The organism is Actinomycetospora sp. C-140 (assembly GCF_054796175.1).
In genome coordinates, this window is sequence record NZ_JBTWNF010000005.1 from 69,346 (window position 1) to 84,872 (window position 15,527).

Sequence of the window (15,527 nt, forward strand, 5' to 3'; positions counted from 1 at the left end):
GTGCTCAGCGCCGGATCCGCGCCATCTCGGGGTCGACGAGCGGCTCGCTCGCCACCGTGGCCCGGATCGGCTGCCCGAAGTACCGGATGTCGACCGCCGTGCCGACCTCCAGCCCGGCCGGCAGCCAGGCGTAGGCGACCGGCCGGCCCACGGTGTGCCCGAAGGCCGCGGAGGTGACGTAGCCGGCCGCCTCGCCGTCGACGAGGACGGGCTCGTGCCCGAGCACCACGCTGCGGCCGTCGTCGATCGTGAGGCAGGTCAGCCGGCGGGTGGGCTCCGGGCGGTCCTCCAGGGCGGCCCGCCCCACGAAGTCGCCCTTCGTCGCCGGCCGCACCGCGAAGCCGAGGCCCGCCTCGTCCGGCGTGTGCTCGGAGGTCATGTCGGCGCCCCAGGCGCGGTAGCCCTTCTCCAGGCGCAGGCTGTCGAACGCGGCGCGCCCGCCGGCCACCACGCCCAGCGGGGCGCCGGCCCGCCACAGGACGTCCCAGAGCCGCAGCCCGTGCTCGGCACTCGTGTAGATCTCCCACCCGAGCTCGCCGACGTAGGACACCCGCATCGCGAGGACCGGGACCCCGCCGATCTCGGCGCGTACGCAGCGGAAGTACTTCAGCCCCTCGTGCGAGAGGTCCGTCGAGGTCAGAGGCTGCACCAGATCGCGGGCCAGCGGGCCCCACACGCCGACGCAGCACGTGCCGCCGGTGACGTCGCGGACGCTGACGTCGAGGCCGGCCGCCTCCTGCTGCAGGTGGTGCACGTCGAGGGGGCCGTTGGCGCCGACCTGGAACAGGTCCTCGCCGAGCCGGGCGACGGTGAGGTCGCTGCGGATGCCGCCGGCCTCGTCGAGCACGAGCGTGTAGGTGACCGCGCCGACGGACTTGTCCATCTTCCCGGTGGTGAGCCGGTCGAGGAACGCGAGCGCGCCGCGCCCGGACACCTCGATCCGCGTCAGCGGGGTCATGTCATACATCGCGACCGCCGTGCGCGTCTTCCACGCCTCGACCGCCGCGATCGGCGAGTGGAACCGCGCCGACCACGGGTCGCGCGACGGCGGCGCCCACTCCGGGGGCAGCTCGGCGACCAGCGGCGCGTTGGCCTCGAACCACTGCGGCCGCTCCCAGCCGCGGGCCTCGGAGAACACCGCCCCCAGCTCGGACTGGCGGGCGTGGAACGGGCTCACGCGCACGTCGCGGGGCGAGAGCCGCGGCTGCTGCGGGTGCACGACGTCGTAGATCTCGACGAAGTTCTGCTGCGCGGTCTCCGACACGTACGCCTCGGCCGTCTGGAACTCCTCGAAGCGGTGCACCGAGCAGCCATGCAGGTCGATCTCGCTGCGCCCGTCGACGAGCAGCTGGGCGACGCTGCGCGCGACGCCGGCCGAGTGGGTCACCCAGACCGCCTCCGCGACCCAGAACCCGGCCACCTCCGTCGACTCGCCGACCAGCGGACCGCCGTCGGGGGTGAACGAGAAGACGCCGTTGAAGCCCTCCTCGACCTTGGTGTCGCCGAGCCCGGGCAGCAGCGCGACGCTCTGCTCCCACTGCGGCGCGAAGTCCTCGTCGGTGAACGGCAGCATCGAGGGCTGGCGCGCCTCGCTGACGTCGTCGACCTCGGGCAGCTCGGCCAGCGACACGGGCATCGGCCGGTGGGCGTACGAGCCGATGCCGAGGCGGTCGTGGTGCTCGCGGTAGTAGAGGTCCTGGTCCTGGTGGCGCAGGATCGGCAGGCGCGCCTCGATCCGCTCGTCGTTGCGGCCGACGAGCTGGGGCACCTGGCCGGTGAACGCGTACTGGTGCGCGAGCGGGAGCAGCGGCACGCGCATCCCGACCATCTCGCCGATCGCGGGGCCCCAGAAGCCGGCGCACGACACCACGATGTCGGCGGGCACGAGGCCCTGGTCGGTCTCGACGCCGGTCACGCGCCCGCCCTGCTGCGCGACGCCCGTGACCCGCGTCGAGCCACGGAACTCCGCGCCCCGGCCCTGCGCCCGCCGCATCAGTGCCGTCACCGCTCGCGACGCCTTCGCGAGGCCGTCGGTCGGCGTGTAGAGCCCGCCGAGGATGCGCGACGGGTCGATCAGCGGGTGCCGCCGCACGCACTCGTCGACGTCCACCACCTCGGCGGGGATGCCGCGCGAGAGCGCCCAGCCCCGCTTGCGGTGCAGGTCGGCGAGGCGCTCGACGGTGGTGGCCACCTCGAGCCCACCGACCTGGTTGAAGCACCAGGCCCCGTCGACGTCGAGGCCGAGGAACTTCTCGACGGTGTAGGACGCGAACGCGCTCATCGCCCGCGAGGCGTTGGTCTGGAACACCAGCCCGGGCGCGTGGGAGGTCGACCCGCCGGTGAGCGGCAGCGGGCCCTGGTCGAGGACGGTGACGTCGGTCCAGCCGCGCCCGGTGAGCTCGTCGGCGAGGTTCGCGCCGACGATCCCGGCTCCGATGACGACGACGCGAGGGGTGGTGCTCATGAGCGTCTCTTCTCAGGCAGGTGGGGTCGTGATCAGAAGTCGTGCGCCGCGTCGACGAGCAGGTCGGCGACGTACCCGGCGAAGGAGGTGCGGACGAACAGCTGCAGGTCGTCCGTGTCGTGGGCGACGAGCAGCACGGCGGACTGGCCGAGCAGGGTCTGGGCGCAGCGGCCCCGGGGGAACGACGCGGGGCGCAGGTCGAGCGCGCAGCCGGTCGCGAGCAGGTCGCGCGCCCGCTCGCCCCGCAGGCGCAGGATCGTGCGCTGCGCGGACACGTCGACGGCCGTGCCGCCGTGGGCGGTGGCGGTCTCGTCGACGTGGAACTCCCACTCCTGCGGGTCGGCGGTGGTGCTGGTGAGCAGCCACTCGTCGGGCCCGAGGCGCAGGGCGAGCCCCGTCGGGAGCGCGGTCCAGGTGTCGGGCCGGTCGGGCAGAGGCCCGCCGACCGCCGCGGCGACCGCGGCCGGCCCGGCGCCGGCCGGGTCGAGGCGCAGGTCCACGGCCGCGACGGGCCCGGCGAGCTCCAGCCGCACGGCCGACACGTCCTCGAGCAGGGTCCGGCGGCTCTCGAGCGGGTGGGTCCACGGCAGCGTCGCCACAGTGAGATCAGCCATCGCGACGAGCTCCTTCGGGGTCGACGAGGACGGAGGAACCGATGAGGGCGGGCACCAGCTCGCCCTCGACGGGGACGTGGACGACCTCGCCGACGCGGTCGCGGCCGCCCTTCACCAGGGCGAGCGCGAACGGGCGGGCGAGCTCGGCGCTGTGGTAGCTGGAGGTCACGTGCCCGAGCATCGGCACCGGCGCCGGGGGCAGGGCGCCGTCGTCGCAGAAGCGCACGATCTGCGAACCCTCGGGCAGCTTCGTGGCCGCGTCGGTGGGCAGCAGCGAGACCAGCTGCTTGCGCAGCGGGTTGCGGTTCTCCGGCCGGGCGTAGGACCGCTTGCCGACGAAGTCGTCCTTCTTCGTCGACACCGCCCAGCTCATACCGAGGTCGTGCGGGGAGACGGTGCCGTCGGTGTCCTGGCCGATGATCGGGTAGCCCTTCTCGGCGCGCAGGACGTGCATGGTCTCGGTGCCGTAGGGCGTGATGTCGTACGCCGCCCCGGCCTCGACGAGCCGCGCCCACACCGCCGGCGCGTACCAGGAGCTGACCGTCACCTCGTACGCGAGCTCGCCGGAGAACGAGATGCGCGCGAGCCGCACGGGCACGCCGTCGAGGGTCGTGTCCTGCCAGGTCATGAAGCCGAACGTCTCGTTGCTGACGTCCACGTCTCCGAACACCGCGCCGATGACGTCCCGCGAGCACGGGCCCGCGACCGCGGCGATGAACCACTGATCGGTGACCGAGGTCAGCCGCACCCGCAGGTCGGTCCACTCGGTCTGGAGCCACTCCTCCATGGAGTCCAGCACGGCGGCGGCGTTGCCCGTGGTGGTCGTGACGAGGTAGCGGTCCTCGGCGAGGCGCAGCACGGTGCCGTCGTCGACGACCATGCCGTCGTTGCCGCACATGACGCCGTAGCGGACGCGGCCGACCTTCAGGCTCGACATCATGTTCGTGTAGAGCCGGTCGAGCAGGACCGGGGCGTCGGGGCCGCGGACGTCGATCTTGCCGAGCGTCGAGGCGTCCATGATCCCGACCGAGGTGCGCACCGCCGCGCACTCGCGCAGCACGGCGGCGGTCATGTCCTCCCCGGCGCGCGGGTAGTGCCGCGCGCGCTTCCACGGCCCGACGTCCTCGAACTCGGCCCCGGCGGCGACGTGCCACGCGTGCAGCGGCGTGGTCCGCACCGGGTCGAAGAGGTCGCCGCGCTCGCGCCCGGCCAGCGCCGCGAACGCGACCGGGACGAACGGCGGGCGGAACGTCGTGGGTCGCATCGCCGTGACGGGCCGTCCGGTGAGCTCGGCGAGGATCCCGATCGCGAGCATCCCCGAGGTCTTGCCCTGGTCGTGGGCCGTGCCGATCGTCGTGTAGCGCTTGACGTGCTCGGGGTGCGTGAGGCCGGCGCCGACGGCCCGGGCGATGTCGGCGACCGTCGCGTCGCGCGCGACGTCGACGAACTGCCGGGCCGGGTCGCCCTCGGTGCGCCAGAGCACCCGCGGCGGTGTGACGTCCTCGTCCGGAGCGGTCGGCGCCTCCGGGCCGCCGGCCTCGCGCAGGACGTCCGCGAGCGCGAGGGTCCCGTTGGCGGCGCCGACCACCTCGACGCCCGGGAGGTCCTCGCCGGGCACGAAGCCGCCGAGGGCCTCGTCGTAGGTCAGGGAGCCGCCGACGTGGCTGAACAGGTGCGCCGCGGGCGTCCAGCCGCCGGACAGGAGCAGGAGGTCGCAGGGGATCTCCGTCCCGTCCCCGGTGACCGCCGCCGTGACGCGCTCGTCGCCCCGGGTGCCGCGCACGGTGCTCGCGGGCGTGACCGGGATGCCGCGCTCGGCGCACCGGGCGACCCAGGTCTCGGGCCCGCGGTCGCGGGCGTCGAGCACCCGCACGCCGGCCCCGGCCTCGTGCAGGTCGAGCGCGGCGGCGTAGGCGGAGTCGTTCGTCGTGAACACCACGACCTCGCGCCCGGGGAGGACGCCGTGGCGGTGCAGCAGGTCCCGGGCCGCCGACGCGAGCATGACCCCGGGGCGGTCGTTGTCCTCGACCACGACGGGCCGTTCGATCGCCCCCGTGGCGATCACGACGCGGGCGGCGCGGATGCGGTGCACGCGCTGGCGGGTCCGCGCCGTGTCGCCGCGGTGCTCGAGGGCGAGCACGAAGCCGTCGTCGTAGTGCCCGAAGGCGGTGGTGCGCTGGAGGTGGGTGACCTGCGGGGCGGCCGCCAGCTCGTCGGCGACGTCGGCGACCCAGGACAGGGCCGGGCGGTCGTCGACGGTCTCCGTGCCGGTGAGCGTGCCGCCGGGCTCGGCCCGGTCGTCGACGAGCACGACGCTCTCCCCGCGCCGCACGGCCGCGCGGGCGGCGACGAGGCCGGCCGGGCCCGCGCCGACGACCAGCACGTCGCCGTGCGTGTGCTTCCGGTCGTAGCGGGCGGTGTCGGCGACCTCGGCGAGGCGGCCCTGGCCGTTGACCCCGCGCACGACGAGCCCGTCGGTGGCCTCGACCGTGGTCGCGAGCAGCATGGGCTCGGGGAAGGGCTCCTCGACCTGGATCAGGCCGGTCGGGTCCTCGGTCCACGCGCCGGTGATGCCGCGGGGGCGCCCGAGCTTGACGCTGGTGGTGCGGGGGTGGACGTCGTGGGCCAGCAGCACCGACGCCACGGTGTCGCCGGGGTGCCCCGTGTAGGGCACGCCGTCGACGGTGATCGTGATCGTGCGGCGGCGGTCGACCCGGCCGTACCCGTCGATCCGGCTCATCGGGGCACCTCCGTGGTGAAGCGGTGCGTGCGGGTGTCACGGACGGCGGTGAACCAGCGCCGGCAGCCCGCGGCGTGGACCCAGCGCTCGGCGAACGGGCCCTTCGGGTTGGCGCGGAAGAACACGAAGTGCGCCCACTGCTCGTCGGTCAGCGACGCGGGGTGCGCGGGATAGGGCACGTGGGCCTGGCCGCCGTAGGAGAACTCCGTCTCCTCGCGGGGGCCGCACCAGGGGCAGGCGATGAGCTGCACGGCGATCTCCGTTCAGTGCGCGACGGCGGCGGCGCCGTGCTCGTCGACGAGGGCTCCGGTGACGAAGCGGTCGAGCCCGAAGGGCGCGACCAGGGGGTGCGGGCGGCCGTGCGCGACGGTGTCCGCGAACGCCCAGCCCAGGCCGGGTGTCGCCTTGAACCCGCCGGTCCCCCAGCCGCAGTTGAGGAACACGTTCTCGTAGGGCGTCGCGCCGACGATCGGGCTCGCGTCGGGGGTGACGTCGACGACCCCGGCCCAGCTGCGCAGCAGGTGGGCGCGGGCGAAGACGGGGAAGAGCTCGACGGCCGCGGCCATCTGGCGCTCGATGACGTGGAACGCGCCGCGCTGGCCGTACCCGACGGGCGCGTCCACACCCGCGCCCATCACCAGCTCGCCCTTGTGGGCCTGCGAGACGTACACGTGCACCGCGTTCGACATGACGATCGTCGGGTGCACCGGCTCGAGGAGCTCGGAGACCAGCGCCTGCAGCGGGTGCGACTGCAGCGGCGCGGGCACGCCGAGCATGTCGAGCAGCACCGAGGTGTGCCCGGCGGCGCAGAGCGCGACCGTGCCGGCGGCGATGTCCCCGCGCGTGGTGCGCACGCCCGTCACGCGGTCGCCGTCGGTGGCGAAACCGGTGACCTCGCAGTGCTCGATGATGTCGATGCCGGCCTCGTCGGCGCGGCGGGCGAAGCCCCAGGCGACGTAGTCGTGCTTGGCGATGCCGGCCCGCGGCTGGAACGTCGCGCCCTGCACCGGGTAGCGGATGTCGGCGGAGACGTTGACGATCGGGCAGACCTTCGCGACCTCGTCGGGCCCGAGCCACTCGGCGTCGATCCCGTTGAGCTTGTTCGCCTCGACCCGGCGCACCGAGTCGCGGACGTCCTGCTCGGTGTGGGCGAGGTTGAGCACGCCGCGCTGGCTGAACAGGATCGGGTAGCCGAGGTCGTCCTCGAGCCCTTCCCAGAGCCGCAGCGCGTGCTCGTAGATGCCCGCCGACTCGTCCCACAGGTAGTTCGAGCGGATCAGCGTGGTGTTGCGCGCCATGTTCCCGCCCGCGAGCCAGCCCTTCTCGAGCACCGCGACGTTCGTGATGCCGTGGTTCTTCGCGAGGTAGTGGGCCGTGGCGAGCCCGTGGCCGCCGCCGCCGACGATCACGACGTCGTACGACTTCTTCGGCTCGGCCGTCGTCCAGAGGTGGTCGGGGTGCTCGGGCAGGTGGGCGCCCGGCGGGGTCGCAGTCGTCATACCGGCAGCTCCGGGTAGAGGGGGTGGCGGTCGGCGAGGACGGCCGTGCGGTCGGCCAGGGCGTCGAGCTCGGCGTCGGTGACGTCGGGGCGCAGGGCGCGGGCGATGACGTCGGCGACCTCGGTGAAGTCGTCGGTGCCGAACCCGCGGGCGGCGAGCGCCGCGGTGCCGACCCGGACCCCGGAGCTGACCATCGGCGGCCGGGGGTCGAACGGGACGGCGTTGCGGTTGACGGTGATGCCCACGCGGTGCAGGCGGTCCTCGGCCTGCTGCCCGTCGAGGGCGGAGTCCCGCAGGTCGACCAGCACGAGGTGGACGTCGGTGCCGCCGGAGACGACGCCGATGCCCTCCTCGGCCCGCAGGCGGTCGGCGAGGACGCGGGCGCCGGTCAGGGTCCGTTCCTGGCGCTCGCGGAACGCGGGCTCACCGGCGAGCTTGAACGCGACGGCCTTGGCGGCGATGACGTGCTCGAGCGGGCCGCCCTGCTGGCCGGGGAAGACCGCTGAGTTGACCTTCTTGGCGACGGCGGCGTCGGACGACAGGACGAAGCCGCCGCGGGGCCCGCCGAGCGTCTTGTGCGTCGTCGAGGTGACGACGTGGGCGTGCGGCACCGGCGACGGGTGGAGACCCGCGGCGACGAGGCCGGCGAAGTGCGCCATGTCGACCATGAACCAGGCCCCGACCTCGTCGGCGATCGCGCGGAAAGCCGCGAAGTCCAGCTGCCGCGGGTAGGCCGACCAGCCTGCGATGATCAGCTCCGGTCGGCGCTCGCGGGCCAGGCGGGCGACCTCGTCCATGTCGACGCGGTGGTCGTCGGCGCGCACGTGGTAGGCCGCGACGTCGTAGAGCCGGCCCGAGAAGTTGAGCTTCATGCCGTGCGTGAGGTGGCCGCCGTGCGCGAGGTCGAGGCCGAGGATCGTGTCGCCCGGCGTCAGCAGTGCCGCCATCACGGCGGCGTTGGCCTGGGCGCCCGAGTGCGGCTGCACGTTGGCGTACGCGGCGCCGAACAGGGCGCGGAGCCGGTCGATCGCGAGCTGCTCGACGACGTCGACGTGCTCGCAGCCGCCGTAGTAGCGCCGGCCCGGGTAGCCCTCGGCGTACTTGTTGGTGAGCACCGAGCCCTGGGCGGCCATCACCGCGAGCGGCGCGAAGTTCTCGCTCGCGATCATCTCCAGCGTGCGGCGCTGCCGGCCGAGCTCGCGGCCGATCGCAGCGTGCACCTCGGGGTCGGCCGCGGCGAGCGACCGGTCCAGAGCCTCGGGAGCGGGGGCGACCGTGGTCATCCGCGGACCTCTTCGTGAGAGACTGATATATCTAACGGCGACGACTGTAGACACGGGCGTCGGACGGGGTCAACACTCGGCGAGGCACGGACATCCGAGGACCGGAGGGATCGCGACATGACGACGACGGAGGCCGACGGCCGGACCACCGGCGACGAGATGCGCCGCCTCGACCGGTGGCTCGCGGCACGGACCCCGCGCGAGAAGGTCGGGCTGACCATCCGCGACGAGCACCGCGCCGAGGCCGCCGACCTCGCCCGGCGCCACGGCTACGCGCTGCGCCTCACCGAGCTCGCGGAGCCCGGCGGCGTGTGGGCGGAGTTCTGGCCGGCCTGAGGCTCACCGACGGAGCAAGATCGCTCCAGGTGCTCCGCTGACCCGATGTCATGGGGTCAGAGGAGCAGCTGGGCGGATCATGCTCCGAGCGACGGCGTGACCGCGGCCGTGATCGTCGCCAGCACGGCACCGGGGTCGGCTTCGAGGTCGTGCCACGTGACGCGCAGGACCGTCCACCCCGCGAGGACGAGCGCGTTCTGCCGGGCGACGTCGCGGCGGAAGGCCGGCAGGTCGCGGTGGTAGGCCCAGCCGTCGATCTCGACGAGGACCCGGGCGGCGGGGAAGGCGAGGTCGAGGAGCGCGCGCCCGTAGCCCGGCACGACGACGGGGTGGTCGGCGAACCAGCCGCCGATGCCGGCGTCGCGCAGGAGCCGATGCATCCCCCGCTCGGCCTCGGAACGCGCGCCGCCCGCGGCCAGGACGAGCAGCCGCGCCACCGTGGCCGATCCCGGACGACCGAGCCGCGAGCGGTGCGCACGCTGCAGGCCCTCGAGGGTCACCCGTCCCGAGAGCAGGGCCCGGTCCATGAGCTCGGCGCCCTTCCGCAGCCCCAGCTCGGCGCAGGCGTCGACCACGGCGTACGCCCGCGGGACGACCGGCACCCCGTCCACGATGCTGCGCCGCCCCGGAAGCAGGCGGCGCACGATCCGCACCTGGGCGCGGGAGCGCACGCGCCGTTCGGGGGGTACCGCGAACCGCAGCACGTCCGGCGGCTCGTCGAGCAGACGCAGCCACCAGGCCGCGCCGGCGCCGATCAGGGTGGCGGTCGACCCGAGCCACAGGGACGCCGCCCGCACCCGCACACGCGGTCCCCGGACGTGCGCGGCCGAGAGGTAGACGCACGGCCAGAGCAGGGTCCACAGGCCACGCGCGAGCAGGTGGTCGACGGCCGCGTGCGAGAGACCGCAGGCCAGGGCCTGAGCCCGCGAGATCACGCCGTCCTGGCGGCGCAGGAGGGCGGCGAGGTCGTTCTCCGAGTCCATACCTGGTTCGACGCAGCGCTCGGCCCGACGGATCCGTGCGCTTCGCCCTCATGATCCGCCCAGCTGCTCCTCTGACCCGATGTCATGGGGTCAGAGGAGCACCTGGAGCGATCATGGCCCCTGGCAGCACCGTCCCGGGACCTGTCTCCCGGCCCGTGCGACGGTGATGGACGGGCCGGGTCCGCGCGGGCAGGATGCCGAACCGGACATCGAGATCCCGTGGGGAGGCCGTGGACACCCAGCGCCTGGAGGACCTGGCCCGGCTGCGGCGTGTCCGCGACCGGATCGACCGGGACTACACCGAACCGCTGGACGTCGAGGCGCTCGCCCGCGGGGTGCACTGGTCGGCCGGGCACCTGTCCCGCGAGTTCCGCCGCGCCTACGGCGAGTCGCCCTACAGCTACCTCATGACACGGCGCATCGAGCGGGCGATGGCGCTGCTGCGCCGCGGGGACATGAGCGTCACCGAGGTCTGCTTCGCGGTCGGGTCGTCCTCGCTGGGCACGTTCACGACGCGTTTCACCGAGCTGGTCGGCATGTCGCCCGGCGCGTACCGCAAGCAGGCGCCCGGCCCCGGCGCGGGCATGCCTCCGTGCGTCGCCAAGCAGGTGACCCGACCGGTCAGGAATCGAGAAGTCCCGGCGGCCGGGCCGCCCCTAGCGTGACCGGCATGAGCACACCGGACCTCACCATCCACAACGCCTTCCTCCCGCACACCGACAACGACGCCTCCCTCGCCTTCTACCGCGACACCCTCGGCTTCGAGGTGCGCAACGACGTCGAGTGGAACGGGCTGCACTGGCTCACCGTCGGCCCGGTCGACCAGCCCGGCACGTCGATCGTGCTGTACCCGCCGTCGGCGCAGCCCGGGATGACCGACGAGGAGCGGAAGACCGTCGGCGAGATGATGGCGAAGGGCACCTACGCCTCGATCAACCTCGCGACGAAGGACCTCGACGGCACCTTCGAGCGTCTCCAGGCCGGTGACGCCGAGGTCGTCCAGGAGCCGACCGACCAGCCCTGGGGAATCCGCGACGCCGCCTTCCGCGACCCCGCGGGCAGCATGATCCGCATCTTCGAGGTCAAGTGACCGCACGACCGGCCAGAACGGAGTCTCGATGAGCTCGGCCACGATGCCGGAGACGACCGCGCCCGATCACGCCGCGGACGGGCACGACCTGATCCGCGTGCACGGTGCCCGCGAGAACAACCTCAAGGACGTCGACGTCGCGCTGCCCAAGCGGCGGCTGACCGTGTTCACCGGCGTCTCCGGCTCGGGCAAGAGCTCCCTGGTCTTCTCCACGATCGCCGCCGAGTCCCAGCGGATGATCAACGAGACCTACAGCACGTTCGTCCAGGGCTTCATGCCCACGCTCAACCGGCCCGACGTCGACATCCTCGACGGCCTGACCACCGCGATCATCGTCGGCCAGGAGCGGATGGGCGGCGACGTCCGCTCCACGGTCGGCACCGCCACCGACACGGGCGCGATGCTGCGCATCCTGTTCAGCCGGGTCGGCGTGCCGCACGTCGGCGGGCCGCAGGCCTTCTCGTTCAACGTCGCCTCGCTGTCCGGCGCGGGCGCGGTGACGTTCGAGAAGGGCGGGCGCGAGATCAAGGAGCGCCGCGAGTTCAGCATCACCGGCGGGATGTGCCCGCGGTGCGAGGGCCGGGGCACGGCGTCCGACTTCGACCTCACCGCGCTCTACGACGACAGCAAGTCGATCAACGATGGCGCGATCACGATCCCGGGCATGAGCATGGACGGCTGGTTCGGCCGCATCCTGCGCGGCTGCGGGTTCTTCGACCCGGACACGCCCATCCGGGACTTCACGAAGAAGCAGCTGAACGACCTGCTCTACAAGGAGCCCACCAAGCTCAAGATCGACGGCATCAACCTGACGTACACCGGGCTGATCCTCCAGATCCAGAAGTCCATGCTGAGCAAGGACCCGGAGGCGATGCAGCCGCACATCCGGGCGTTCGTCGAGCGCGCCGTGGTGTTCGCCGCGTGCCCCGAGTGCGGCGGCACCCGCCTGTCCGAGGCGGCGCGGTCGTCGAAGATCGACGGAAAGCACATCGGCGACGTCTGCGCGATGCAGATCAGCGACCTGGCCGACTGGGTACGGGGGCTGGACGCGCCCGGCGGAGACGGAGCCCAGCGGAGCTCGACCCTCGTCGGCGTGGGTCCCCTGCTCCGGTCGCTCTCGGAGACCCTCGACTCGTTCGTCGAGATCGGGCTGGGCTACCTCTCGCTCGACCGTCCGGCCGGCACGCTCTCGGGCGGCGAGGCGCAGCGCACGAAGATGATCCGACACCTCGGGTCGGCGCTGACCGACGTCACCTACGTCTTCGACGAGCCCACCATCGGGCTGCACCCGCACGACATCGACCGCATGAACTCCCTGCTGCTGCGGCTACGGGACAAGGGCAACACCGTGCTCGTCGTCGAGCACAAGCCCGAGACGATCGCGATCGCCGACCACGTCATCGACCTCGGACCGGGCGCGGGCACCGCCGGCGGCGAGATCGTCTACGAGGGGTCGCTCGACGGGCTGCGGGCCAGCGGCACGCTCACCGGGCGCCACCTCGACGACCGGGCCGTCCTGAAGACGTCGGTGCGCGCCCCGTCGGGGGCGATGGAGATCCGCGGCGCGGACGCGCACAACCTGCGTTCGGTGGACGTCGACATCCCGCTCGGCGTGCTCGTCGCGGTCACCGGCGTCGCCGGCTCCGGCAAGAGCTCGCTGATCACCGGCTCGGTCGCCCCCCGGGACGGGGTCGTCGTGGTCGACCAGGCCCCGATCAAGGGCTCGCGCCGCAGCAACCCGGCCACCTACACCGGCCTGCTCGAGCCGATCCGCAAGGCGTTCGCCAAGGCCAACGGCGTGAAGCCCGCCCTGTTCAGCGCCAACTCGGAGGGCGCCTGCCCGAACTGCAACGGCGCCGGGGTGATCTTCACCGACCTCGGGATCATGGCCGGGATGTCGACGGTCTGCGAGGTCTGCGAGGGCCGGCGGTTCGACGCGGCGGTGCTCGAGTACCGGCTGGGAGGCAAGGACATCAGCGAGGTGCTCGCGATGCCCGTCGACGAGGCGGTGGCGTTCTTCGGTACGGGGGACGCCCGCACGCCGGCCGCCCACAGGGTCCTCGAGCGGCTCGCCGACGTCGGGCTCGGCTACCTCACCCTCGGCCAGCCGCTGACCACGCTGTCGGGCGGCGAGCGCCAGCGCCTCAAGCTCGCGACGCAGATGGGCGAGGCCGGCGGGGTGTACGTGCTCGACGAGCCGACCACCGGCCTGCACCTCGCGGACGTCGAGCAGCTGCTCGGCCTGCTCGACCGGCTCGTCGACGCCGGGAAGTCGGTGATCGTCATCGAGCACCACCAGGCGGTCATGGCGCACGCGGACTGGATCGTCGACCTCGGTCCCGGCGCGGGCCACGACGGCGGTCGGGTGGTGTTCGAGGGCACGCCCGCCGACCTCGTCGCGGCGCGCTCGACGCTCACCGGCGAGCACCTCGCGGCCTACGTGGGCGCCTGAACCAGCAGCGGCACCCGCTGCTCCTCGGCGCTCACCGACCCGTGCTGACCCGGCAGCCGTGACAGCACGGGCTCGGCCTCGGTGCACACCACGGCCGCGGTGCCGCGCAGGGCGACGACGACGTCGGGCAACCGGTCGGCGGGCGGGCCGGACGGTCCGAACCAGCCGCCCTCGACGGCCTCGGCGCCCGGGATCACCCAGGCGTCGTCGCCGAGCACCCCGCGCCAGGTGGCGAGCACGTCGCCCGCGGCGCCGGGCTCGGCGTAGACCAGCCGCGCCCGGGGGTCGCCGCCGACGAGGGCGACGCCGGCGCGCAGGTCGGGGTCGGTGTCGGCGTCGTGGCGCCGGTCGATCGTGACCATGCCGTGGTCGGCGGTGACCGCGAGCAGCGCGCCGGGCGGCAGCTCGGAGACGAGGCCCTCCACGAGCCGGTCGATCTGGCGCAGCTGCCAGCGCCAGGCCGGCGAGCCGGGACCCCGCAGGTGCCCGAGCTGGTCGAGGTCGGCGTGGTAGCCGTAGACCAGCTGCGGTCCGGGCTGCCCCAGCGCGTCGAGCAGTTCGGCGGCGAGGTCGCCGAACGCGCCGACCCCGCGGTAGCGCGCGCCGCGCAGGGCCGAGCGGGTCAGGCCGGACTCGCGGAACGCGCGGTCGGAGACCACCGTCGCGCCCACCCCGGCGGCCACGGCGCCCTCGAACACCGTCGGGCGCGGCTGGACGGCCTCGGGAGCGAGGCTCTCGCGCACGTCGGCGCCGCCGCTGGTCCAGGTCAGGGAGTCGAGCAGGCTGCCGTCGACGCGGAAGCGGACGCCGATCGTGCCGTGGGCGCCGGGCGGGAGGCCGGTGCCCAGCGAGGTCACGCTGATCGGGGTGCTGCTCGGGAAGCCGACGGTCAGGGGTCCGTGGTCGGCCATGGCGGCCAGGAACGGGGCGTCGTCGGCGTGCTCGTGCAGCAGCGTGTGCCCGAGCCCGTCGACGAGCAGGAGACCGACGGCGCGGGCCGGCGGGAGAGCGAAGGCGGGCTCCCCGCCGCCGATCACCGACGGTCCGCGTCCGCTGCGCTCCGCGTCCGGGAGGCACGCCAGCAATGACGGCAGGACGTCGGGGAGACCGGGTCGGGCGGGATCGGGCAGAACGGGGTCCGCGGCCACCTACGCATTCTGGCGGACGGGCGGTGTGGTCACCTCACGTCGTCGCCGCGGAAATACGTACGGCCGAACGAGTGATGGACGCTGGCGTTCTTGGGCACTCACTGTCACCGTCGAAGCTCTGCGTGACCGAAGGAGGCCACCATGTCCGTCGAGGCACCCGCCCGGCCCACCACCGCCCGGCGCGGGCACGTCCACGACCGGTCCTGCTACTGGGACGTCATGGAGTGCCGCTGGGCCGGGCCCGCCCACCCGGTCGCCCGCGACCCGCGCGTGCCCGCACCGAGGCCGGCACCGGAGGCCTGACCCGCGCCGCGTCAGCGCGCCTCGCGCCGCATGCTCAGCGCGAGGCCGATGTCCATGGCGCCGCGGAACAGGAAGCCCAGCGCGATGAAGATCGCGATCAGCCCGACGGCGGTTCCCGGCGAGACGATGAGGACGAACGCCAGGATCAGCGTCAGGACACCGAGGACGATGTTCCACAGCCGGTGCTCGCTCTGGGAGAAGCCCACGAGGAGGTCGTTGATCCCGGCGATCACGAACCACAGGATGATGCCCCAGGCCAGGACGAGGATGCCGCCGCCGGGCTGGAACAGCACGAGGATGCCGGCGAGCAGCGCCAGCACCCCGAACGCGGCCAACCAGCCGCGTCCCGTCGACCCCGTCTCGGCGCGCCAGGCGACGCCGATCTCCAGGGCCCCCTGCACGATGAGCCCGATCCCGAGCACGAACGCCGCGGTGAGGATCGCGAGGCCCGGGAAGAACAACGCGATCACCCCGACCAGGATGCCGAGGATCCCGGACGCCAGGACCCAGCCCCACCCGCTCGACGCCCGACGCACGCTCATCCCACTCGCCGCGCTGGTCATCCCTGCTCCCCTCTCGTCACCCTCCCCCGTCGACGAACATCGAATCGCCGTG

At 73.6% G+C, this 15,527-nt stretch carries 14 protein-coding genes; 5 read left to right on the forward strand and 9 right to left on the reverse strand.

Features of this window, described 5'->3' with window-relative positions:
* Positions 1-4 precede the first annotated feature (4 nt).
* From ACR9E3_RS10260 to glyA, 6 genes are read right to left on the reverse strand one after another with little or no spacing between them, the layout of a single operon-like run.
* On the reverse strand, positions 5-2,464 hold the full coding sequence (locus tag ACR9E3_RS10260; RefSeq protein ID WP_460380137.1) for a GcvT family protein: 2,460 nt from the start codon (positions 2,462-2,464) through the stop codon (positions 5-7).
* A 32-nt stretch (positions 2,465-2,496) separates the two neighbouring features.
* Positions 2,497-3,078 (reverse strand): sarcosine oxidase subunit gamma, encoded by a 582-nt coding sequence (locus ACR9E3_RS10265; protein WP_460380138.1) that lies wholly within the window; start codon positions 3,076-3,078, stop codon positions 2,497-2,499.
* Positions 3,071-5,818 carry a 2Fe-2S iron-sulfur cluster-binding protein gene (locus ACR9E3_RS10270; RefSeq protein ID WP_460380140.1) on the reverse strand — a complete coding sequence of 916 codons (2,748 nt, stop codon included), beginning with the start codon at positions 5,816-5,818 and terminating at the stop codon, positions 3,071-3,073. The genes ACR9E3_RS10265 and ACR9E3_RS10270 overlap by 8 nt, the downstream gene beginning before the upstream one ends.
* Entirely contained in the window at positions 5,815-6,069 is a 255-nt protein-coding gene (locus ACR9E3_RS10275) for a sarcosine oxidase subunit delta (RefSeq protein WP_460380141.1), read from the reverse strand. The genes ACR9E3_RS10270 and ACR9E3_RS10275 overlap by 4 nt, the downstream gene beginning before the upstream one ends.
* Before the next feature lie 12 nt (positions 6,070-6,081).
* Entirely contained in the window at positions 6,082-7,317 is a 1,236-nt protein-coding gene (locus ACR9E3_RS10280) for a sarcosine oxidase subunit beta family protein (RefSeq protein ID WP_460380142.1), read from the reverse strand.
* Positions 7,314-8,600, reverse strand: coding sequence for a serine hydroxymethyltransferase (gene glyA / locus ACR9E3_RS10285; RefSeq protein ID WP_460380143.1), 1,287 nt, complete (start codon positions 8,598-8,600; stop codon positions 7,314-7,316). The genes ACR9E3_RS10280 and glyA overlap by 4 nt, the downstream gene beginning before the upstream one ends.
* A 117-nt stretch (positions 8,601-8,717) precedes the next feature.
* Here glyA and ACR9E3_RS10290 point away from each other — a divergent pair, with 117 nt between their 5' ends.
* Positions 8,718-8,936 (forward strand): hypothetical protein, encoded by a 219-nt coding sequence (locus tag ACR9E3_RS10290; protein ID WP_460380144.1) that lies wholly within the window; start codon positions 8,718-8,720, stop codon positions 8,934-8,936.
* A 77-nt stretch (positions 8,937-9,013) separates the two neighbouring features.
* On the opposite strand, the gene ACR9E3_RS10295 is transcribed toward ACR9E3_RS10290, so the two are convergent.
* Positions 9,014-9,919 (reverse strand): endonuclease domain-containing protein, encoded by a 906-nt coding sequence (locus ACR9E3_RS10295; RefSeq protein WP_460380145.1) that lies wholly within the window; start codon positions 9,917-9,919, stop codon positions 9,014-9,016.
* Between the two features lie 194 nt (positions 9,920-10,113).
* Between ACR9E3_RS10295 and ACR9E3_RS10300 the strand changes: the two genes are divergently transcribed.
* From ACR9E3_RS10300 to ACR9E3_RS10310, 3 genes are read left to right on the forward strand one after another with little or no spacing between them, the layout of a single operon-like run.
* The gene (locus tag ACR9E3_RS10300) at positions 10,114-10,584 is read left to right on the forward strand and encodes a helix-turn-helix transcriptional regulator (RefSeq protein ID WP_460380146.1); all 471 of its coding nucleotides are present in this window, start codon (positions 10,114-10,116) and stop codon (positions 10,582-10,584) included.
* A gap of 5 nt (positions 10,585-10,589) precedes the next feature.
* On the forward strand, positions 10,590-11,009 hold the full coding sequence (locus ACR9E3_RS10305) for a VOC family protein (RefSeq protein WP_285657758.1): 420 nt from the start codon (positions 10,590-10,592) through the stop codon (positions 11,007-11,009).
* Between the two features lie 28 nt (positions 11,010-11,037).
* Positions 11,038-13,461 (forward strand): ATP-binding cassette domain-containing protein, encoded by a 2,424-nt coding sequence (locus ACR9E3_RS10310; protein WP_460380147.1) that lies wholly within the window; start codon positions 11,038-11,040, stop codon positions 13,459-13,461.
* Here the strand turns inward: ACR9E3_RS10310 and ACR9E3_RS10315 are convergent.
* Complete coding sequence (locus tag ACR9E3_RS10315) at positions 13,446-14,609, reverse strand: alkaline phosphatase family protein (RefSeq protein ID WP_460380148.1); 1,164 nt, start codon at positions 14,607-14,609, stop codon at positions 13,446-13,448. The genes ACR9E3_RS10310 and ACR9E3_RS10315 overlap by 16 nt on opposite strands.
* Positions 14,610-14,750: 141 nt before the next feature.
* On the opposite strand from ACR9E3_RS10315, the gene ACR9E3_RS10320 reads away from it, so the two are divergent.
* Entirely contained in the window at positions 14,751-14,912 is a 162-nt protein-coding gene (locus ACR9E3_RS10320; protein ID WP_460380149.1) for a hypothetical protein, read from the forward strand.
* A gap of 11 nt (positions 14,913-14,923) precedes the next feature.
* On the opposite strand, the gene ACR9E3_RS10325 is transcribed toward ACR9E3_RS10320, so the two are convergent.
* Positions 14,924-15,475 (reverse strand): HdeD family acid-resistance protein, encoded by a 552-nt coding sequence (locus ACR9E3_RS10325; protein WP_460380150.1) that lies wholly within the window; start codon positions 15,473-15,475, stop codon positions 14,924-14,926.
* Between the last annotated feature and the right edge of the window lie 52 nt (positions 15,476-15,527).